Annotated in this window: 18 protein-coding genes; 7 read left to right on the top strand and 11 right to left on the bottom strand. The window is 49.2% G+C overall.

Annotated elements, in window-relative coordinates; all coding sequences use genetic code 11:
• Positions 1 to 4: 4 nt before the first annotated feature.
• The 4 genes from NBH14_RS24815 to hypF form a co-directional block, all read right to left on the bottom strand.
• Positions 5 to 2,065, bottom strand: a complete 2,061-nt coding sequence (locus NBH14_RS24815) for an acetate--CoA ligase family protein (RefSeq protein ID WP_186961510.1) — start codon at positions 2,063 to 2,065, stop codon at positions 5 to 7.
• Positions 2,066 to 2,144: 79 nt separating this feature from the next.
• Positions 2,145 to 2,900, bottom strand: coding sequence for a hydrogenase nickel incorporation protein HypB (hypB, locus tag NBH14_RS24810; RefSeq protein WP_048314694.1), 756 nt, complete (start codon positions 2,898 to 2,900; stop codon positions 2,145 to 2,147).
• A 16-nt stretch (positions 2,901 to 2,916) separates the two neighbouring features.
• Positions 2,917 to 3,258, bottom strand: coding sequence for a hydrogenase maturation nickel metallochaperone HypA/HybF (locus NBH14_RS24805; protein ID WP_186961509.1), 342 nt, complete (start codon positions 3,256 to 3,258; stop codon positions 2,917 to 2,919).
• Positions 3,259 to 3,260: 2 nt separating this feature from the next.
• The gene (gene hypF / locus NBH14_RS24800) at positions 3,261 to 5,528 is read right to left on the bottom strand and encodes a carbamoyltransferase HypF (protein WP_186961508.1); all 2,268 of its coding nucleotides are present in this window, start codon (positions 5,526 to 5,528) and stop codon (positions 3,261 to 3,263) included.
• 178 nt (positions 5,529 to 5,706) lie between these two features.
• Between hypF and NBH14_RS24795 the strand changes: the two genes are divergently transcribed.
• From NBH14_RS24795 to NBH14_RS24765, 7 genes are all read left to right on the top strand, one after another.
• Positions 5,707 to 5,934 carry a HypC/HybG/HupF family hydrogenase formation chaperone gene (locus tag NBH14_RS24795; RefSeq protein ID WP_122327928.1) on the top strand — a complete coding sequence of 76 codons (228 nt, stop codon included), beginning with the start codon at positions 5,707 to 5,709 and terminating at the stop codon, positions 5,932 to 5,934.
• Positions 5,931 to 7,013: a hydrogenase formation protein HypD gene (hypD, locus tag NBH14_RS24790; protein WP_186961507.1), complete on the top strand. Its 1,083-nt coding sequence runs from the start codon at positions 5,931 to 5,933 to the stop codon at positions 7,011 to 7,013. Before NBH14_RS24795 ends, hypD begins: the two co-directional genes overlap by 4 nt.
• Positions 7,010 to 8,056: a hydrogenase expression/formation protein HypE gene (gene hypE / locus NBH14_RS24785; RefSeq protein WP_186961506.1), complete on the top strand. Its 1,047-nt coding sequence runs from the start codon at positions 7,010 to 7,012 to the stop codon at positions 8,054 to 8,056. Before hypD ends, hypE begins: the two co-directional genes overlap by 4 nt.
• Before the next feature lie 141 nt (positions 8,057 to 8,197).
• Positions 8,198 to 9,295: a hydrogenase small subunit gene (locus NBH14_RS24780; RefSeq protein WP_046146805.1), complete on the top strand. Its 1,098-nt coding sequence runs from the start codon at positions 8,198 to 8,200 to the stop codon at positions 9,293 to 9,295.
• A 16-nt stretch (positions 9,296 to 9,311) separates the two neighbouring features.
• Positions 9,312 to 11,033 (top strand): nickel-dependent hydrogenase large subunit, encoded by a 1,722-nt coding sequence (locus NBH14_RS24775; RefSeq protein WP_186961505.1) that lies wholly within the window; start codon positions 9,312 to 9,314, stop codon positions 11,031 to 11,033.
• A gap of 11 nt (positions 11,034 to 11,044) precedes the next feature.
• Positions 11,045 to 11,785 (top strand): Ni/Fe-hydrogenase, b-type cytochrome subunit, encoded by a 741-nt coding sequence (cybH, locus tag NBH14_RS24770; protein WP_186961504.1) that lies wholly within the window; start codon positions 11,045 to 11,047, stop codon positions 11,783 to 11,785.
• Positions 11,785 to 12,231, top strand: coding sequence for a HyaD/HybD family hydrogenase maturation endopeptidase (locus NBH14_RS24765; RefSeq protein ID WP_186961503.1), 447 nt, complete (start codon positions 11,785 to 11,787; stop codon positions 12,229 to 12,231). The genes cybH and NBH14_RS24765 overlap by 1 nt, the downstream gene beginning before the upstream one ends.
• 5 nt (positions 12,232 to 12,236) lie before the next feature.
• On the opposite strand, the gene NBH14_RS24760 is transcribed toward NBH14_RS24765, so the two are convergent.
• The 7 genes from NBH14_RS24760 to NBH14_RS24730 form a co-directional block, all read right to left on the bottom strand.
• Positions 12,237 to 12,554: a type II toxin-antitoxin system RelE/ParE family toxin gene (locus NBH14_RS24760; RefSeq protein ID WP_186961502.1), complete on the bottom strand. Its 318-nt coding sequence runs from the start codon at positions 12,552 to 12,554 to the stop codon at positions 12,237 to 12,239.
• Positions 12,548 to 12,871, bottom strand: a complete 324-nt coding sequence (locus NBH14_RS24755; RefSeq protein WP_229061329.1) for a hypothetical protein — start codon at positions 12,869 to 12,871, stop codon at positions 12,548 to 12,550. The genes NBH14_RS24760 and NBH14_RS24755 overlap by 7 nt, the downstream gene beginning before the upstream one ends.
• Positions 12,872 to 12,994: 123 nt before the next feature.
• On the bottom strand, positions 12,995 to 13,978 hold the full coding sequence (locus NBH14_RS24750; RefSeq protein WP_186961501.1) for a substrate-binding domain-containing protein: 984 nt from the start codon (positions 13,976 to 13,978) through the stop codon (positions 12,995 to 12,997).
• Positions 13,979 to 14,135: 157 nt separating this feature from the next.
• Positions 14,136 to 16,085, bottom strand: coding sequence for a tetratricopeptide repeat protein (locus NBH14_RS24745; protein WP_186961500.1), 1,950 nt, complete (start codon positions 16,083 to 16,085; stop codon positions 14,136 to 14,138).
• A 96-nt stretch (positions 16,086 to 16,181) separates the two neighbouring features.
• Positions 16,182 to 16,919, bottom strand: a complete 738-nt coding sequence (locus NBH14_RS24740) for an MIP/aquaporin family protein (RefSeq protein WP_186961499.1) — start codon at positions 16,917 to 16,919, stop codon at positions 16,182 to 16,184.
• A 5-nt stretch (positions 16,920 to 16,924) separates the two neighbouring features.
• Positions 16,925 to 18,436 carry a glycerol kinase GlpK gene (glpK, locus tag NBH14_RS24735; RefSeq protein ID WP_186961498.1) on the bottom strand — a complete coding sequence of 504 codons (1,512 nt, stop codon included), beginning with the start codon at positions 18,434 to 18,436 and terminating at the stop codon, positions 16,925 to 16,927.
• Positions 18,437 to 18,565: 129 nt separating this feature from the next.
• Positions 18,566 to 20,911 (bottom strand): transglycosylase domain-containing protein, encoded by a 2,346-nt coding sequence (locus NBH14_RS24730; protein WP_186961497.1) that lies wholly within the window; start codon positions 20,909 to 20,911, stop codon positions 18,566 to 18,568.
• Positions 20,912 to 21,123 lie beyond the last annotated feature (212 nt).

Below are 21,123 nucleotides of genomic sequence, written 5' to 3'. Positions count from 1 at the left end.
GATATTATTTTTCTATCCGGATACGGGCGTCTACCGCAAATAATCCCCGGTCGGTTGCAACCAGCGGGTTAATATCCATTTCTTTTATTTCAGAAGCAAAACGAAGCAAAGTTGAAAGACGGACTATAATGTCTGCATATTGTTGCTCGTCGATACCTTTCTGCCCGCGTGTTCCTTTAATAATCGGGTAACCACGCAAAGAACGAATCATTGAAAAGGTCTCATCATAGGATAACGGAGCCAGACCGTAAGAAACATCTTTCAGTACCTCAACAAAAATACCTCCCAGACCGCAAAGGATTACATGACCGAAGCCTTCCTCATACTTCGCCCCGAGGAACAACTCCTGCCCTTTCAGCATAGGCTGTACCATAATTGCCGTCACATCCGGCAGGCGCATCATACGTTCAAACTCAAACAACAAGTGCTCCTCACTGCGGATATTCAGGGCAACACCGCCAATATCACTTTTATGTACAGGACCGACTACCTTTGCCACAACAGGGAATTTTACACGTTTTGCAAAAGCAATCAACTCGTCTTTGTCGGTCGATGTAAACTCTTCCACCAATGGGATATTGGCAGCACCCAGCAGTGTACGAACCTGTTCGGGAGCCAGATAACCGTTGGATGGCAACTGGTCGATGATACGACGCACTTCGGGCACATTGACACCATATAATTGTATATCGGTACTCATCGGCTTCGGCGTATTGATCACACGGGAAAGAGCCGTACCCAAAGTCACCTCGTCCGAGAAATTCACATGTCCCTTTTTCACAAAGCTGCGCACTTCCGGGCCGGCAGTTACGATAGAAGGCAATACCGGGAAGATTGGTTTCTTACACTCTTCCATCTTTTTATGAAGCACTTCGTATGTATCATATAGTTTCACCAGACCGGGACTTCCGAAAATAACCATCATCAAATCGACTTCCTCAAACTTATTCTCACAGAAGTCTATTGCCGTAGCCAAATGCTCCGGTGTTCCCGTTCCGATAATATCAATCGGATTGCTAACGGCTGCTCCGGGATATAACTTGGATTTCAACTCGGTCGCTATCGGACCTTCCAGATTGGGAACGTTCAGACGGCCTTTGGAAAGAGCATCCGCCAACATGACAGCAGGGCCTCCGGCATGTGTAATGATTGCACAGTTTTTTCCTTTTACTTCTTTCAGGGTGAAAATACAGGCAACTGTCGTTAGCTCTTCACGGCTGAAACAGCGTACGATACCGGCTTTACGGAACAGAGCCTCCACAGCCGAATCCGAACTGGCAATCGCACCGGTATGCGAGGAAGCAGCACGCTTGCCCGATTCAGTGCTTCCAGCTTTGATGGCTGCGATATGACAGCCTTTGCGAATCAGCGAAGCGGCATGATACAATAATTTATCGGGATTTTTAATCTGTTCGATATAAAGCATCTTGATTTTGGAATCGAGTACAGGATCAAAGTTACGGTCCATATACTCAATCACCTCCTCTACCCCAATCTGCTTGGAGTTGCCAACCGACCATACAGAGGAGAAACGCAAGCCTTTTGTCAATGCCGATTCAATGATGAAAAGCGCCGTACCGCCGGAACTGGAGACGAAGTCGACTCCGTCGGGATGAAATTCGGGGATAGGCTGTGTAAACACTCCATGAAAATTCATATTCATCAGTCCGATACAGTTCGGGCCAATCATGGAAGCACCTGCTTCGTTCACACTATCCAGCATCTGATTTTCGAGTACAGCCCCCTCGTGGGTCTCTTCGCCAAAGCCGGCGGAAACCACGATAAATGCTTTTACATTCTTCTGTTTAGCCAGGATATCAACTGCTTCGGGACACGAAGAACCGGGAATCGATATGATAGCCATTTCCGTATCCGGAATATCCTGCACGGAATGATACGATTTCAGACCTTGCACGTCGTCTTCCCTGGCATTCACGACATACAGTTCTCCTTTATATTTGCCATCAAGGAGATTTCGTACCAAACGCCCGCCCGGCTTGTGTACATTATTTGAGCCGCCTACTACGACTATGCTCTTCGGGTCGATTAATTCTCGGTTAATCATAACATTTTGATTATTTTGATTCAATGAACAGGAACAAATATAGCTTTTTTATCCATTTATCCATCGAAACAGGGGTTATTTATTTACATTTTGCACATTCTGAGCACAACCAGTCGCACCAGGCATCCATGCCGTCCCCTTTCGTTGCCGACACTTCAAACACCTGCAAATGGTGGTTCACCTTTAAAGCATTACTCTTCAAGGTCTCTATATCGGTATTCAGATAGGGTGCCAGGTCTGTCTTATTGATTACGCAAACATCGGCTTCTGCAAAGATGTGCGGGTATTTCAACGGCTTATCGTCACCTTCGGTCGTGCTAACGATAACAACTTTCTTTGCTTCGCCCAGGTCGAACATGGCAGGACAAACAAGGTTGCCGACGTTCTCTATGAAAAGTATCGAATGATCGGCCGGCGCCAGATGTTTGACTGCGTGATTCACCATATCAGCTTCCAGATGGCAACCGGTCCCGGTGTTGACCTGGAAAACGGGGATATCCAGTGCGGCAATGCGGTCGGCATCATTAGAAGTCTGCTGGTCTCCCTCGATGACATACAAAGGGAGTTTGCCTTTCAGGCGGCGCACGGTTTCCTCCAGCAACGTAGTCTTTCCGGAACCGGGCGAACTCATCAGGTTCAGGCAGAAGATTTCCTTTGCCTCAAAATAACCGCGGTTGCGCTCCGCCAGCAGATTGTTCCGCCGGAGTATATCCTGTTCAAGAGTTATTACCTTATCCTCATCGTGATGGTGATGATGATGTTCATGGCCATGTTCATGATGATGGTCGTGTTCGTGATGATGATGGTGTTCTCCACACCCGCAAGTTCCACACATAAGCGTTTTGTATTTATTATTTAATAACAATAGATTTTACACGAAGTTCTTTTCCTTTAATGATTTTAACACAATAGGAACCGCATGCCGGGCAAGGCGTGAATAGAGTCTCCATCGGAAAAGTCAGCCCGCAACCGGTACACATGCCCTCGCCGTCAATGATATGGCGGACAATCGAAGCATGTTCGAGCAGGGAACCTTTCACAGCACTTTCCAGTGCGAAATCAAGCGTATACAATTCCACACCCGCCAAGCGGCCGATTTCCAGTTCCAGTTCCTCGACGGCTTCCGAATGACGGCTGCGTGCCTGCTCTTCGGCCAGTTCTACGATACTTTGTGCAATAGACATTTCGTGCATAATCAGTCTTTTTTATTCCGGGAAGCGGCAATAGCCAGCTGGCCGACGGCAACTCCCCCGTCATTACATGGTATACAGCCCGGAACATACAACGGGATGCCTTTTGCGGCAAATAAACATTGTAACTGTTCCGTCAACCTTTTATTTTGAAAACAGCCGCCGGAGATAACCACGCGGGTCGCTCCGGTCTGTTGCAGATGGCGTGCGGCCTCGTCGAGCAGCAGGAAAGCCATCGTATTATGGAACCGGGCAGCCAAGTCACCGACGGAGACTCCGGAAGCCCAATCGTTCAACAGTCCCTCAAACAAGGGACGGAAGGATATAACACCTTCCTTTATTATAACCGGATAACGCGCCGACTGTTCACTGCCGGCTGCCTGCTCCAGATTTACAGGAGCCTCGGCCTGATGGGTCGACACGTCGCACAACCCCAAGAGGGAGGCGACGGCATCAAACAGCCGGCCGGCACCCGACGTATAGGGCGTATTGACGCCTCTCTCCATCATCGTCATCAGCAGGCGGATTTTATCCGCACCCACCCGTTCAGGAAAGCTTTCCGGGAAACGGGCGGAATCTCCCCAATAATGCCACAGATAAGCGACGGCCATCCGCCAGGGTTCCACAGCCGCCTTATCGCCACCGGGCAGCGGGACATATTCAAAATGCGAGAGACGGCGGTACTCTTTGCGGTCGCAGAGGAAGAACTCACCTCCCCAGACCTTTCCGTCGTCACCCAGCCCCGTCCCGTCCAGGACGATGGCAACCACTTTCTCATGCAAGCCATATTCCAGCATGCAGGCTGCCGCGTGGGCGTGATGATGTTGTATTTTCAGCAAAGGCAATCCGGTACGTGCGGCAATGCGCTCCGCTTCCTGCGATGAGAGATAGTCAGGATGCATATCGCAGACCAGTAGAGAAGGGGTGAAACGGAAAAGATGCCGGAAGCGGTCCAGCGATTCCGTGTAGAAGCTGAATGTCTCCCAGTTCTTCAGGTCGCCGATATACTGGCTTTGCAGAATGGTATCCCCTTTTCCCAGGGCAAACGTATTTACTTTCTCCGCACCGAAAGCCAGGATACCTTCCACGGGAATGTCGGCAAAGAAAGGCTCCGGTACATAGCCGCGCGAACGGCGCACCAGGCAAGGTTGCCCGCCGCAAACCTGAAGGACTGAATCGTCCACCCGGTTATGAATATCCCTGTTATGATGAAGCAGGAGAGCGACCTTTCCGGACAACTGCTCCACGGCTTCGTCCGGAGTTATGGCAATAGGGTAATCGCTCAGGTTACCACTTGTCATCACCAAGGCCGGTGTGTCGAGGGCGGCAAACCAATCCTCATGCAACGGCATATAAGGCAACATACAGCCCAAGGTCCGCATGCCGCGGTTTATATCGTCCGCCAGTGCTTTCTTTTGTTTCAGCAAGACAATCGGGCGACGCCAGGAAGACAGACAGTCTTCTTCGACCGGGCCCGCCTCCGCATAATGCCGTAAATGTCCCATATCGCGGAACATGACGGCAAAAGGCTTGCTGTCGCGCTGCTTTATCGCCCGCAAACGTGCCACCGCTTCCCCGTTCAGGGCATCACATATCAGGTGATAGCCACCAATGCCTTTCGCCGCTATCACTTCTCCTTCACGAAGCAGGCGGACGGACAGGTCCAGCAACTTATCATACTCCTTTATCTTTACATTATTATATATGGCATAATAGAAAGGCCCGCAATGATTACAGGCCACAGGCTGCGCATGGAAACGGCGGTCGCTTACCGTCGTGTATTCCCTCCGGCAGTCGGGACACATGGCAAAGGCGGCCATCGTGGTCTGCTTCCGGTCGTAAGGCAAATCACGGATGATGGAGAAACGGGGGCCGCAATGCGTACAGTTGATAAAAGGATAACGCAGGCGATGCGGCTGCCTCATCCAGTCGGAAAGGCATTCGGGGCAAACAGCGATATCGGGCGCTACCTGCGTCACCTCCTCCGAATCGGAACGGCTGGGTGCAATCATAAAATCCGGATAATCCGTATCTGCAACGTCGGCTTCTTCCCATTGAACACTATGGATCGAAGCAACTGCCGGATGCTCATTTCTGATCCGGGAAATAAACAGTTCCCGCTGCTCCGGAGTCAGGATCGCACGGATCGACACTCCGTTATTTCGGTTACCGACCTCTCCTTTTATCTTCATCTCATTTGCTATACGATAGATAAAAGGACGAAAGCCAACGCCTTGCACTAACCCACGGATTGTCAATATCGATATTCTCACACTGTTTGTTTTACTATGCTCACAAATATAGAGGGTTTAAGTTTAACAAACAACCGAACCCGGCAACAATAGAGATAACTTTTATCTATAAATTAATAGATAATATGTATCATTTAACACACCTTTTCCCAAACATATTGCCTACTTTTGGAGTTGTTAATAAAAAACAAATCAGCTTATGTGTCTGGCAATACCTGGTAAAATTATAAGCATAGACCGTTCCGAGCCTGAGCTGGCCATGGCCAGAGTCGACTTTAGCGGCATCACCAAGAACATTTGCATCCAATGGGTCGATGTGACGGAAGGCGATTATATCCTTGCCCATGCCGGAATGGCGATCTCAGTAGTGAATGCACAAGAGGCAGAGGAAACACTGGAAGATTTAAAGAAACTCCAACGCTTATGAAGTACGTCGATGAATATAGAAATAACGAACAGGTACAGGCACTCCTGCGGGCTATCCGAAAGGTAACGACCCGGCCGTGGCACATCATGGAGATATGCGGCGGGCAAACACATGCCATTGCCCGTTACCGCCTGGAAGAGATGCTGCCACAGGAAATCCGGCTACTTCACGGGCCGGGATGCCCGGTTTGTGTGACTCCGGTTAGTCTGATTGACCAGGCACTTGAACTGGCGAGACAATCCGATATTATTCTGGCTTCGTTTGGTGATATGATGCGTGTGCCGGGCACAAAAGAAGATTTATTGCAGGCAAAGGCACACGGCGCAGATGTTCGAATGCTTTATTCCCCGCTCGATGCGGTCGAACTGGCGGAAACAAATCCGAAGAAAGAAGTTGTCTTTTTCGCCATTGGCTTTGAAACAACCGCCCCTATTCATATGATGGCGTTAAAAGAGGCACAACGGCGAAAGTTAAGCAATTTCTCGTTACTCACGTCACTGTTCACAGTTCCTCCGGCCATAGACGCGATTCTTTCGGACCCGGGAAGTAAGGTAGACGGATTTCTGACCGCCGGACACGTCTGTGCCATCACAGGAAACTCAGCTTACCACAAGCTAGCCGAACAATATAAAACACCGATGGTTGTGACAGGCTTCGAGCCGGTCGACCTGCTATACGGCATTTATCGTTGCCTGCTCCAGTTGGAAGGCGGAAGCCACGTTGTCGAGAATGCCTACCGGCGTGCCGTCCCCGAAACGGGCAACCCGCCCGCCCGCGCATTGATGGACGAAACGCTCGAGGCATGCGACCAGGAATGGCGGGGCATCGGCATCATTCCCCACAGCGGTTTACGATTAAAGAAAACATATGCAGCCTACTCCTCCCGGGAGAAATTCCCATTCCATCCGAATGGAACAGAAATCCCATCCGAATGTATTGCCGGAGACATCATGCGGGGCGTAAAGCACCCCGCCGACTGCCCTTTCTTCGGAAAGGGTTGCTCGCCGGAACGCCCGAAAGGTGCACCGATGGTTTCGTCGGAAGGAGTTTGTGCGGCTTATTATAAATATAATGTATGAAGAACGAAGATTTTAACTGCCCGATACCGTTGAACGATACCGACTGTGTGCTGATGGCGCATGGCGGTGGCGGGAGGATGACGCATCAACTGATAAGTAACATCTTCTATCCCGTCTTCCGCAACCCGTTACTGGAACAGGACCACGACGGCTGTGTATTTCCCGTTCAGGAAGGGCGCATGGCATGCTCGACCGACTCTTTCGTGGTCGACCCGATTTTCTTTCCCGGAGGGGATATCGGCGACCTGGCGGTGAACGGGACGGTGAACGACCTTGCCTGCTGCGGTGCCCGTCCGCTTTACCTCACAGCCGGGTTCATACTCGAAGAGGGCCTGCCGCTTGCCGACCTGCAACGCATCGTGCAGTCCATGAGGAAAGCGGCCGACAAAGCCGGCGTGCAGATTGTCGCCGGTGATACCAAGGTGGTGGAACGCGGCAAATGCGACAAACTCTTTATCAATACCAGCGGCATCGGAGTCGTCGCCGAAGGCATCCGCATCGCCCCCGACCGCGTACAACCCGGAGACGCAGTGATTTGCAGCGGTTCCATCGGAGCGCATGGCATCACCATCCTTTCCGCCCGCGAAAGCCTCGGATTCGAAACAAATCTGAAAAGTGATACCGTTTCGTTAAACAATATGCTCTCCCGATTGTTAAAAAATATAGAGGAAGTCCATGTGCTCCGTGACCCGACACGTGGCGGGGTGAGCGGAACACTGAACGAAATTGCGAAAGCGGCCAACGTTGAAATCATACTGGACGAAGCGGCCCTCCCCATCCCCGATGCCGTAAGAGGCGCTTCTGAGATACTGGGACTCGACCCGCTGTATGTCGCCAACGAAGGGTTGGTGCTGGTCATCCTCCCCGAAGCACTGGCGGAAGAAGCACTGGCCGTCATGCACAGTTTCCCGGAGGGAGAAAAGGCTACCGTCATCGGACGGGTGGAAAAGAAAGGCAACGCAGTGGTGAAGATGAGGACACTTTACGGCAACTACCGGATAGTCGATATGCTGAGCGGCGAACAACTGCCGCGTATCTGCTGAAATTTCCGATCATCGGAAGAGCGTTATTCCGACTATCGGAAAAGCACTGTTCCTACCATCGGAAGAGTGTTGTTCCGACTATCGGAAGAGTACTGTTCCAGTCATCGGAAGAAAACAAAGAAACCAATAAATTACGAAAATATGGATAACAAAAGACCAACCGTCTACGAGGAATGCCGGCAGAAAGGCATCTCCCGAAGGGATTTCCTGAAATTCTGTACCACCATGGCCGCCTTTATGGGATTGGAAGCCTCCGGTGTCGCCCAGGTTGTCAACGCGCTCGAAACCAAGCCGCGCCTGCCGGTCATCTGGCTTCACCTGCAAGAATGCACCTGCTGTACGGAATCGTTCATCCGTGCCGCCCACCCTATCGTGGCGACCCTGCTTCTCGACAAAATCTCACTCGATTATACGGAAACCCTGATGGCTGCCGCCGGCGAACAGGCCGAAGCTGCCAAGGAAGAGACCATGAAGAAATATAAAGGTGAATACCTGCTTATGATTGAAGGTTCGATTCCGACGAAAGACGAAGGTTATTGCTGTGTCGGCGGCAAAAGCGCCCTGCAAATCACCCGCGAGGCTGCCGAAGGCGCCAAAGCCATCATCGCCTGGGGAAACTGCGCATGCGCCGGTTGCGTGCAGGCGGCCAACCCGAACCCGACCGGGGCAAAAGCTATTCATAAAGTTATCAAAGGGAAACCTATCATCAATGTACAAGGCTGTCCGCCAATCGCCGACGTCATGGCAGGTGTAATCATCTATATGTTGACATTCGAGCGTATGCCGCAACTCGACGGGCTGGGACGTCCGCAGATGTTCTATTCACGCCGCGTGCACGACACCTGCTACCGCCGTGCCAACTTCGATGCCGGCCTCTTCGTGGAGAGCTTCGACGACGAGAACGCCAAGCATGGGTATTGCCTCTACAAAGTGGGATGCAAAGGGCCGAGTACCTACAACTCCTGCGGTATCATCAAATGGAACGAAGGGACGAGCTACCCCATCCAGAGCGGTCACCCCTGCCTCGGTTGCAGCGAAGAAAACTTCTGGGACAACAGCCCGTTCTATAAACGGATGCCCGACGTACACGGATTCGGCATCGAAGCGACAGCCGACCAGATTGGCCTTGCCTTGGGAGCCGCGACAGCAGCCGGCATCGCCGTCCATGCCGTAGCCACCAACATCCGGAAGAAGAAACTTATCGACAACGAAGAACCGGAAAGCAAATCTACCATCTAATTAAATTAACAACACCATGTCTGAAAGAATCGTTATAGACCCTATTACCCGTATCGAAGGTCATCTCCGGGTAGAGGCCGCCATCGAAAATGGCAAAATCAAAGATGCATACAGTTCCGGTACGATGGTACGCGGAATCGAAAACATAGTACGCGACCGCGACCCGCGCGATGCCTGGGTGTTCGTAGGCCGTGTTTGCGGCGTGTGTACCTCCATCCACTCGCTTTGTTCGGTCCGCGCCGTTGAGAATGCACTCGGCATCAGTGTTCCGCCCAATGCCGAAATGGTGCGCAACATCATGGAAGCGGTGCTCTACATGCACGACCATACGGTGCATTTCTACCAGTTACATGCCCTCGACTGGGTCGACATTGTCTCCGGCCTCAAGGCAGACCCGAAAGCGGCTGCCCTCCTCGCCCAGCAGCTGTCGCCGTGGCCCAAAAACACGGAAGGCTATTTCACCGAAATGCAAAACAAGCTCAAGAAGTTCGTCGCCAGCGGTCAACTGGGCATCTTCGCCAACGGGTATTGGGGGCACCCGGCCTACAAACTGACGCCGGAGCAGAACCTGATTGCCACCATCCATTACCTCGAAGCATTGGAATGGCAGAAAGAGATTGTAAAAGTACATGCCGTCTTCGGCGGAAAGAACCCGCATCCCAACTTCCTGGTCGGCGGTATGCCGTGCAGCATCGACCTGAACGAGGCGAACGCCATCAATGCCGAACGTCTCGCACTGGTGAAACAGAAGTTGCAGGAAGGCAAGGATTTCATCGACCAGGTGTATATCCCCGATCTCCTGATGATTGCCGGTGTATATAAAAACGAATGGAGCAAGATAGGCGGTGGCGTAAGCAATTACCTTTCTTACGGCGATTTTCCCCTGCATGGATACGCCGGTGTAGAAGATTACATGAGTCCGCGCGGCATCGTCCTCGACCGCGACCTAAGCAAGGTTCATCCGGTAGACGCCAACTCGCCTGAAGAAATCAAAGAATATATCTATCACTCCTGGTACAAATACACCGAAGGCGATAAAGCCGGCCTCCATCCGTACGAAGGAGAAACAAACCTCGAATATACCGGCCCGAAACCACCTTACAAGCATCTGAACGTAGACGATAAATATAGCTGGATTAAAACGCCCCGTTGGAAAGGACATGCTATGGAAGTCGGCCCGCTGGCCCGCCTCGTCGTAGCCTATGCCGCCGGAAAGGAACCGCAGAAAACGGCTGTCGACAATGTGCTGAAAGCCCTCGACCTCCCCGCCTCCGCCCTCTTCTCCACCCTGGGCCGCACCGCCGCCCGCGGCATCGAAACCCAGTTGGTCGCTCAATGGTCGCTCGAATTTTTCGACCAGTTGATGAAGAACCTGGAAAATGGCGACTCGCGCATGGCCAACCCGGTCATGTGGGAAAACGAGAACTGGCCGAAACAGGCACAAGGGGTCGGCCTCTGCGAAGCTCCGCGCGGCGCCCTGGCTCATTTCGCCGTCATCGAGAACAACCGGATGAAGAACTATCAGATGGTAGTCCCGACCACCTGGAACGCTTCGCCGAGAGACGAGAACGGCAACCTGTCACCCTATGAATCAGCCTTGATAGGCACACCGATACACGATGCCAATCAACCGCTTGAAATCCTCCGGACCATCCATTCCTTCGACCCGTGCCTGGCTTGTGCCGTACACCTGTATGACGAGGAAGGGAAGTATGTGCACCAAATGGATACGTTTTAAAAAGTATTACTATGAAAAGTCGTAAGAAACGTCTGAGAGAAGTATACGTATGGGAGTTGCCCGTACGTATTTACCACTGGGTGAATGCATTGTGCATCGTCATACTTTGCATTACCGGGTTTATCATTGCCGACCCTCCGGCCATACTGAATGCTTCGGAAGCCTATTTCAGTTATTGGTTCGGCGTGGTCCGTTTCATCCACTTTGTAACAGCTTTCGTGTTTTTCTTCAACTTCGTGTTCCGCCTGTATTGGGGATTCGTGGGAAACCGCTTTGCCCGCTGGAACAACTTCATCCCGTTGAAAAAATCGCAATGGCAGGAAGTATTGGAGGTAATCAAAGTCGATATACTGATGATAAAGAACAAGCCGGTCGACAGTATCGGGCATAATGCACTGGCGAGCTTAATCTATTTCGGTACGTTCTGGGCCTTCCTGCTACAAAGCATTACGGGTTTCGGGCTGTATGCCAAAATGAGCCAGTCTGCCTTCCCCCAGCTGTTTGCCTGGACCGTCCCGTTGATGGGCGGCGACCTGATGGCACGGCAGATACATCATTTCCTGATGTGGTTCTTCATTCTGTTCGCCATCGTCCATGTATATCTGGTATTCTATCACGACTACATCGAACAGCGCGGTGAAACCTCCTCCATCATCGGTGGCTGGAAGTTCATCGAAGAAGAGATAGCCGACAAGGAAGAAATAACAGAGACAGCCGAAACAATCACGAAGGCGGCAAAGAAAAACAAATGATGGAAAAGAGAACTCTTATATTAGGGGTCGGCAACTTGTTGCTGAAAGATGAAGGGGTCGGTATACACGTCATCCGTGCCCTGGAGAAAGAAACGCTTCCCGCCCACGTCACCCTGATGGATGGCGGGACGGGAGGCTTGCATCTTATCAGCTGGCTCACTGGTTACGACCATATCATCATGGTAGACGCCACCCTCGACAGCAATCCTCCGGGCACCGTCCGCCTCATCTGTCCGAAATACGCCAGCGATTATCCTCCGTTGATGAGTGCACACGAAATAGGTCTCCGCGACATGATTGAAACAATGATTCTGACCGGCGACCTGCCGGAAGTCCACCTGATTGTCGTCTCCGCCGCCAACCTGAACGAGGTCAATATGGAACTGACCCCGGAAGTAGAGGCTTCTATTCCGGAGGTGATAAAGGTTATATGGGGATTGATTTGATTAATCTATTTTCCTACAAATTGCTTAAAGTTAGACGGATTTCGTCTGCAATCCCAAATAGCAACGATTCTTATTGCATCATTCTTACTATAATAGATAAGCTTAAAATGTTTTTCTATAACTAAAGAACGGTAACATATCTGCATATCTTCCCCCAAAGGTTCTATTTTTCCAGCCTCGGGGAAGATCAGTAATGTTTCTGCTTCATCTAAAATCTTATTGAATAAGCGCACTGCTGCCTGACCACTTTTCTTTTTATAATATACAAATATCTGATTCAGATTTCGTCGGGCTTTGGCTGACCAGTCTAAATGTGTTACCATATACGCATTTCTTTACGTAACTCATCAGTTGAATACACCCGCCCGTTGGCAAAATCATCTTCTGCTTCTGCCAACTCCTGTCTTAATTCATTGGAGGAAGATGGGTAATAAGGATATTCTCCAACCTCTTCCCTTCCCAGCGACCGCAAATAATCAACCGCCTGCGAAAGGCGCTCCGGATCGAAGATATTCATCAATTCATTGATTGCTGCCAGCTTCAGGCTGGCGGTATCCTGTGGCAGACCATAAGAAACAGCAGGTTCGGAGACAGGCTGAGACTGTGGAGTTTCGTCTGTGCTATAAGGCTTTGTCGTCATATCGATTATCTTTTTATTGGTGATGGGCAAATATAAGGATTTATAGAGAAACCCTGTTACTCAAGCGCAGAATTAACAGAAAGAATCTGCTAATCCTGCGCCCGAACCGGAAACCCAAGCAACTCAATAAGGAGAGTTGCTATCCTGATATTCCCGGACATTATCCTTATTTACGACAGTGGCCGGCATTACAATCTGTTTTTCCTCAATCGTTTTGCCTTTCAGCACATCATCAGCCAAGTCTATGCATTTGGTAATCATGGATGGCGAATAAAGCGTAGTCGCAACATCCGTGACCGTTGTCGAAAGTATCAATGAGAAGAAAGCCTGCGACCCGCCACAACCGACAACGACCTTGATATCATTGCGGCCGGATTCATTGATGGCCTCGATTACCCCCGATGCCACCTCGTCATCCTGGGCATAAAAAGCATCCACCGACGGGTCATCGGCCAGGATACGGGCTGCGGCTTCCTTGCCGTCAGCGCTTGTATATAATGAAAGGGTCTGTGTAGTCACCTGTGTTGAAGGTGATTTGGATTTCAATTCCTCTGTAAAAGCATCTACACGGGCATCGCTCGACGCTGGGTCTTGTGTAATCTTAAAAGCCACTGCATGACCGGCTCCTTTCGAGGCGACATACTCTGCGGCATTTTTACCGGCAGCCGCATTGTCCCCCTGTACCAACACGGTATAGCCATCAGTCACTCCGTCTTCAAACATAATGACCGGAATCCCTGCCGAGAAAGCGATATCAAGTGCATCCTTGGCAATACCTTCGGGAGCGACCACCAGTATCTGACAGCCTGATTCCACTGCCATACGAATCTGGTTCGCCTGCTGTGTCTTGTCTTTGGCTACATAAGTCGTATAGGTCAGTCCTTTCGATTCCAACTGATTTGTGGCATAATAACTCAGGGCTGTACGCCAACTGTTTGTCTGGCTTTTCAAACAAACTGCCACCTGCGGATGCTGTGCCGGACACGGCTCGTCGTCATCACTGCAAGCCGCAAACAGAATTAGTACAGAAAGGAAAGTACAGGTAATAGTTAATAATCGCCTTAATAAAAATGGTCTGTTCAATCTTGAAAATGTAATCGTTTTCATGTTAGCTAATTTTAATTCATATTATAGATAACTTCAATCAGAAGCCTTACAACAAAAGCGAAACTATACAAAACCGATGCTATTTCCTAAAAACGGCAATAGACAATTCAATAGACAATTGAGACAACAGATAACGGTGGATTGATTTACAGACCTTTCAGAATCGACTCATATAATCCTCCAACGATACGTCTTTGTCCAGCTCTAGCTTTTTCCGCAAACGGAAGCGGGAAGTATTCACACTTGCCCGGTTATTTCCGAGAGCAAAAGCTATTTCTTCCGACGAAAGATTCAGACGAATCAGCATAGCCAGCAACTCATCATTACGGGTCACAGCCGAACAAGCCTTCCGCAACCCCGACAGGAACGACGGATAAAGAAGGCAGAACTGGCGACGGAACTCCTGCTCCTCTTCCGCAGTCAGCAAACGGGGAGAAAGACTGTTAATCACCTCCTGCATCGTATGTTGAGCATCTGCCGTTTCAATCTGCATACGAAGTTCTTCGTTCTTACGGTTCAGATTCTGCCGCTCGGTCAGCATCTGCCGGAGCTGCCCTTCCTTTTCCTCAATCAGCCTTAGAGATTTCTTATGACGCATACTCAGCCAAAGCAGAAAAGCAATGCCCAATAAAAAGGATAAGATGCCAATCAGGATATAATATTGCAGGGTACGTTTCTGCAACTGCAACTCGGAACGCAACAACCGGTTATCCTGCTCCTTTTCCCTTGTTTCATATTTAACCCGGAATTGCGAAATTAATCCGGCATTCCGGCGTTCGGTAAACTGTTGGTTAGCCTGATGAACCATCAGCAGATAGCGGGACGATTCGGCTGGGCGCATTGTTTCTGCATACAGTTTTCCCAGCGCATAATAAACCAGACGCTGCTGATTCACCAATTGGTTCTTCTCTATATAGTCGCAACAGGCCTGATACGCTTCTATGGATAAGGCCGTCTCCCCTACCTCTGCCAACACATCCCCTAACAGGCGGTATGTCAGGACCGACAGGTTGTTCAACGGCTTATCCTTCAACTCTCCGATCAATCGGCGAGCCGAAGCGATTGTCCTTCCGTCCTGCCCTTTCGTCTTACTGACAGCCAGGATACAAGTGTAATTATCATAAAACTCATGATAGAACGAATTTTGAGAATGGTCCGGCATACGAACCTGCATACTGTCCAGCAAAACGGCAGCCTTTTCATATTCCTTGCATTGAAGGGCATAATAAACAGATAAATTATCCACCCGGAGAAAGGCTTCGGGAACACCGCTCCGGTCGGCAGCTTCACGGGCTTTATCAAGATGAAGCATCACTTCCTCTTCCAAACCCCATTCATCGTAAAGCTGGACAACATTTGTCTCGGCAGTACACAATGCGTATGGGTTCTTTTCCCCTTCACCGGAAGCCAACAGAGCTTCATAAGCAGCAAGGGCCTGTTCAAACTCTCCGACCTGCTGATACTGATAAATCAAGTTACCCAGTACAAATATAATCTTCGACTGGTCTTCCAGTGTTTTTATAATCTCAAGGCTCCGTTCGCCACAGGCAATCGCCTTGCGTATTTCGCCAGCCTGGTTATAAATGACGGATGCAATGCCATTATCCACGTAAAGTTGATCATTCTCCCTGCCTTCCTCCTGTCGCGACAAGGCACGGTCTATCAGAGCAACGGCTTCTTCCAGGCGCGTAGCTTCATAGAGGGAATAAGCTATACCGATTTCCACACTACGGGGATAATTCCGTACAAACCAAAGTTTGTTTTCTTTATATATATGACTGAAATAGTCTGCCCCGTCTTTCCGTTGTCCGCCAAAGATATAACAATAGACCAATTGCAGGAATCCTTCGTCCATCAAGGTGGCGACAGATTTTATGTCATCATCCGTTGGTTCCAGGGATATTAATTGCTGATAAACCGATATGGCAGCAGGATAATCCTCCCCTTTTTGCAGTTCACGGGCTTTGTCAAACAACTCTTGCGCATGGCTGTGAGGTCCGGATAATGAATCCGGTTCCAATGTAACCTGATTATTTCGAGATTTATGGTTTCCGCATCCGGACAATATCAAACAAAATACTAAAAGTAAAGTGGTTATTCTACTCATTTCAATAGGCTTAAATTGATTCTGGCTATTCTTCTTTTCCAGAATAATACCACGAATATACCACTTTTTAGATTAGATAAAAAACGTTTAAATGCTCTATTTCAGAATATAATAAAGCATAGCTGCCAGCGCAGAGCCTGCAAGCGGTGCAATTCCGGGTATCCAGGCATATCCCCAGTGACTGCTTCCTTTTCCTTTAATTGGAAGAATCATGTGCATAAAACGGGGAGCCAGATCACGTGCCGGATTGATGGCATATCCGGTCGGACCGCCTAAAGAAAGGCCGATCACCCAGACAGTAAAAGCAACCGGAATGGCGCCGACCGACCCCAATCCTATCGGCAATGTACTATTACTGTCATAGGTTAACTCTCCATCCGTTATATAAAAGACAACGAACATCAGGACAAATGTCCCGACCATCTCTGTCAGGAAATTAATAAGCGGATTACTGATTGCCGGACTCGTACAAAATACCCCCAATTTTATATCCTGGCTATCCGTTACATCAAAATGATCTTTATAAACCAGCCAGACTACCAAAGCTCCGGCTGCCGCACCCAGAAACTGAGCAAGAACATATACCGGAACTTCGCTCCAGGGGAAAGTTCCCCCAATAGCCAGACCTATCGAAACAGCCGGATTGAGATGAGCGCCACTGTACGGACCGGCCACCACAACCCCGATAAAGACACCCAGTGCCCAGGCCGTGGTAATAGCCATCCACCCGGCACCATATCCTTTTGTCTTAGCCAGACAAACATTGGCAACCACACCGCCCCCCATCAGAAGTAGCAACATAGTCCCTATAAATTCTGCCAGAAAAGGTGTCATACTTTTTATATTTCGCTATCCATCGCCCAGTTCATTGTCCGTCCGACCGCCTTATGCCAATCGGAAAGTAAAGCCAAAGCTGTTTCCGGTTTCATCTTGGCTGTGAAGATGGTATCCAGCGACCACTGCTCTTTCAGTTCATCCATATCTTTCCAGTAATTCACTGCCAACCCGGCCAAATAAGCAGCCCCTAAAGCAGTTGTCTCAATTATACTGGGACGGACTACCGGACAGCGGCTGATATCCGCCTGAAACTGCATCAGGAAATTATTCGCAATCGCACCGCCATCCACCCGAATCTCCTTCGGCTTGGCGTGAATATCATTCTCCATCGCGATCAGTACATCATATACCTGATAACAAATACCTTCCAACGCAGCACGTGTCAGATGCGCAGCTGTCGTACCGCGGGTAATGCCAATAATTGCTCCCCGTGCATACTGGTCCCAATAAGGAGCTCCCAAACCGGTCAGTGCAGGTACAAAATAGACACCGCCATTGTCCGGGACCGACTTCGCCATCTGTTCCGTGACCGGAGCATTCGGTATCAACCCGATACCATCACGGAGCCACTGGATAGCTGCACCACCGACAAACACACTGCCTTCCAGTGCATAAGTTACTTTATCCCCCAGCTTCCAGGCAATAGTCGTCAGCAGGTTGTTTTGCGAAAGCACCGGTTTGTCCCCGGTATTTACGATCATAAAACAGCCCGTACCATAGGTCGTCTTCATCATACCTTCTTCCAGACACAGCTGCCCGAACAGAGCCGCCTGCTGGTCGCCCGCCATTCCCGAAACAGGAATACCGGCTTTAAATATCGGGGTAGAAGTCTCACAATAAACCTCGCTGCTGCTCTTCACCTCCGGCAACATGGAAGCCGGGATTGTAAACAGATCAAGCAACTCCTGATCCCATTGCATAGTATTTATATTGAATAACATGGTCCGGGAGGCATTTGTAATATCCGTAATAAACTGTGTTCCCCGTGTCAGCTTCCAGATCAGCCAGGAATCGACTGTTCCAAAGCAAAGTTCACCCCGTTCCGCCCGTTCACGAATACCTTTTACATGATCCAGTATCCATTTCACTTTAGTTGCCGAGAAGTAGGCATCGATGACCAGTCCTGTTTTTTGCTGGATAATATCGGAATAGCCTTCCGCTTTCAGTTCCTCGCAATAATCAGCTGTGCGGCGGTCCTGCCACACAATCGCATTGTAGACAGGAAAGCCCGTCTCACGGTCCCACACAATCGTTGTCTCACGCTGATTGGCAATGCCGATACAGGCAATATGGTCATCCGTCACATCGGCTTTCGCCATCGCTTCCTTGATCGCAAGCGACTGCGTGTACCATATCTCGTTCGGGTCATGCTCTACCCAACCCGGCTTAGGAAAATATTGCTGGAACGTTTTCTGAGAGAGTGTGATGACCTGTCCCTGACGATTAAACAGGATGGCCCGGGAAGTAGTTGTTCCCTGATCAATAGCCAATACATATTTATGTCTGAAATTCATGTTATATCACTTTATAATCTGTAAACCACTTTCCTTTGGAATAAGTTCAGATCTTCTTAAAAAATGAACTCCCGCAAATCTAATAAATTATTCAGATTTGCGGGAGTCTCATATAATCAATCTTGTTTACTATTCAAACATTTTATCAATGCCTCCGGGATCTGCCGGGATATGCTTGCGTTCTTCCTCCGTGATGGTTTTACAGGGATTTGCATATTGCTCCGGAATATCGAAATCTTCCTCTTCCGAATAGCCGAGCGTCTTATCAGCATATACTTTCTGCATGAATAAACCATAGATCGGCAACGCCATACTTGCCCCCTGACCTTCAGACAAACGGTCGAAATGGATGGAACGTTCTTCACCTCCAACCCAGCAACCCGACACCAGACTAGGTGTAAAGGCCATGAACCAACCGTCGGAGTTATTTTGCGTCGTACCGGTCTTACCGCCCATCGGAGCCTTGATGCCATAACGGAAACGGACACGGCTGCCTGTTCCGCCATCGATCACATTCTTCAACATATGAAGCATCTTATAAGAAGCATCTTCCGTCAGCACTTCACTCATCTGTGAATTAAAGGAGGCAATCGTATTTCCATACGGATCCTCGATATGGGTCACATAGATCGGTTCAGCACGGATACCTTTATTGGCAAAAACAGTATAACCGCTTACCATCTCGCCTACCGAAACGTCAGGAGTACCAAGACATATCGAAATTACAGGATCCATCTGATTCTTCAAACCAAAAGAATGAAGCAGACGCACGAAAGTATACGGAGACATCTGGCTCATCAGCCATGCCGTCACCCAGTTATCCGAATTTTGCAATCCCCATTGGATAGAAACACGTTCACCAACCCGCTTGGCGCTGGCATTACGCGGAGTCCAGGGGATACCGTTCTCGTCAAAATATGTATTTTGTACATGCATCATTTCGTCGCATGGACTAAAACCTTCAATCATCGCCAGAGAATAGAGGAACGGCTTGATAGTAGAACCGATCTGACGGCGTCCGCCATTCACCATATCATACTGGAAGTCATTATAGTCGATACCACCCACATAAGCCTTCACATAACCATTACGCGGATCCATCGACATAAAGCCGGTACGCAGGAAACTTTTATGGTAACGGATAGAATCCATCGGCGACATGATCGTATCGACCGGCCCGTTCCAGGAGAATACACGCATATCGACAGGTGTATTGAATACCTTGCGTATCTCATCTTCCTTCTCCCCTGCCTTTTTCATAGCCCGGTAGCGGTCGGTCTGATGCATGGCACGCATCATAATCGTATCCACTTCACCCGGACGAAGATCAATTGAGAAAGGAGCCTGTTTCTTCTTTCTGTTAGCCTGGAAGAAAGAAGGTTGCAAATCTTTACTGAAATGCTCACGAACAGCTTCTTCCGCATACTGCTGCATACGGGAGTCGATCGTCGTATATATTTTCAGACCATCAGTATAAAGATTATAATACTCGCCATCAGCTTTCTTGTTCTTGTTGCACCAGCCATAAAGAGGATTGGTTTCCCAAGCCAGGGAATCTTCATAAAACTGCTGTTTCTGCCAACCTCTGTACGTGCTGCGATCCGGTTTAGGACGAGTCATCAGGATACGCAGATATTCACGGAAGTAAGGAGCCGGACCGTCTTTGTGATCCATACGGGTGAAATGAAGAACCAGCGGCAAGGCCTTCAACGAATCGCATTCGGCACGGGTAATGTAACCAGCTTTCTGCATTTGTTCCAGTACCGTATTACGGCGTCCGCGTGTACGTTCATTCTGACGCTTTGGATTAAAATAAGAAGGGTTCTTACACATACCGACCAAAGTCGCAGCCTCCTCTATCTTCAGATTCTTCGGAGTAGTCCCGAAATAAACCCGGGCAGCCGACTGGATTCCTACCGCATTATACAGGAAGTCAAACTTATTCAGATACATATTAATAATCTCTTCCTTTGTATAATAACGTTCCAACTGAACAGCAATCACCCATTCGATCGGCTTCTGGAAAAGACGTTCCATCAAATTATCTGCATTCGGTGAGAAAAGCTGTTTTGCCAGCTGTTGTGTGATAGTACTACCGCCACCGCCACTTTTCTGCATCAGGATACCGCGTTTTACAACAGCACGGAAAAGTCCCTGAGCATCAATTCCACTATGTTCGGTGAAACGAACATCTTCAGTCGCAATCAAAGCCTTCACCAAATCAGGCGAAAGGTCTCGATAGTTCACATAAATACGGTTATCTTTACTATGCGCATAACTACCCAGCGTCTTTCCATCTGCCGAAATAACCTGGGATGCATATTTATCGATCGGATTTTCTAGCTGTTCTACGGGGGGCACATACCCGATTGAACCATTTACAATAGCTGTAAATACCAGGAACACAGTTCCCACTGCTGCAACGAACAGTACCCAAAATGAAATTATAATGCCTTTTGTAATCTTAGATGCCATCTTTATTATTCACTTAGAAGACGCAAAGATAGGAAATTAATTCAATAAGAGGAAAGTAAGAGATATGGGTTTCATATTTTTCAGGATTGTGTCTTACCCTAGAAAAAGTTGACTTAATGAAAGTTAATTGATTATGGGTACTCGCACCTTTAAAGGTCGTAAAGTTTACGACACCGCTTTTAAATTCGCTGTTATTGAGGAGTATTTCTCTG

This window comes from Parabacteroides caecihominis (assembly GCF_023656785.1).
GTDB lineage: Bacteria > Bacteroidota > Bacteroidia > Bacteroidales > Tannerellaceae > Parabacteroides > Parabacteroides segnis.
This window is presented reverse-complemented; position numbering and strand designations above follow the sequence as displayed.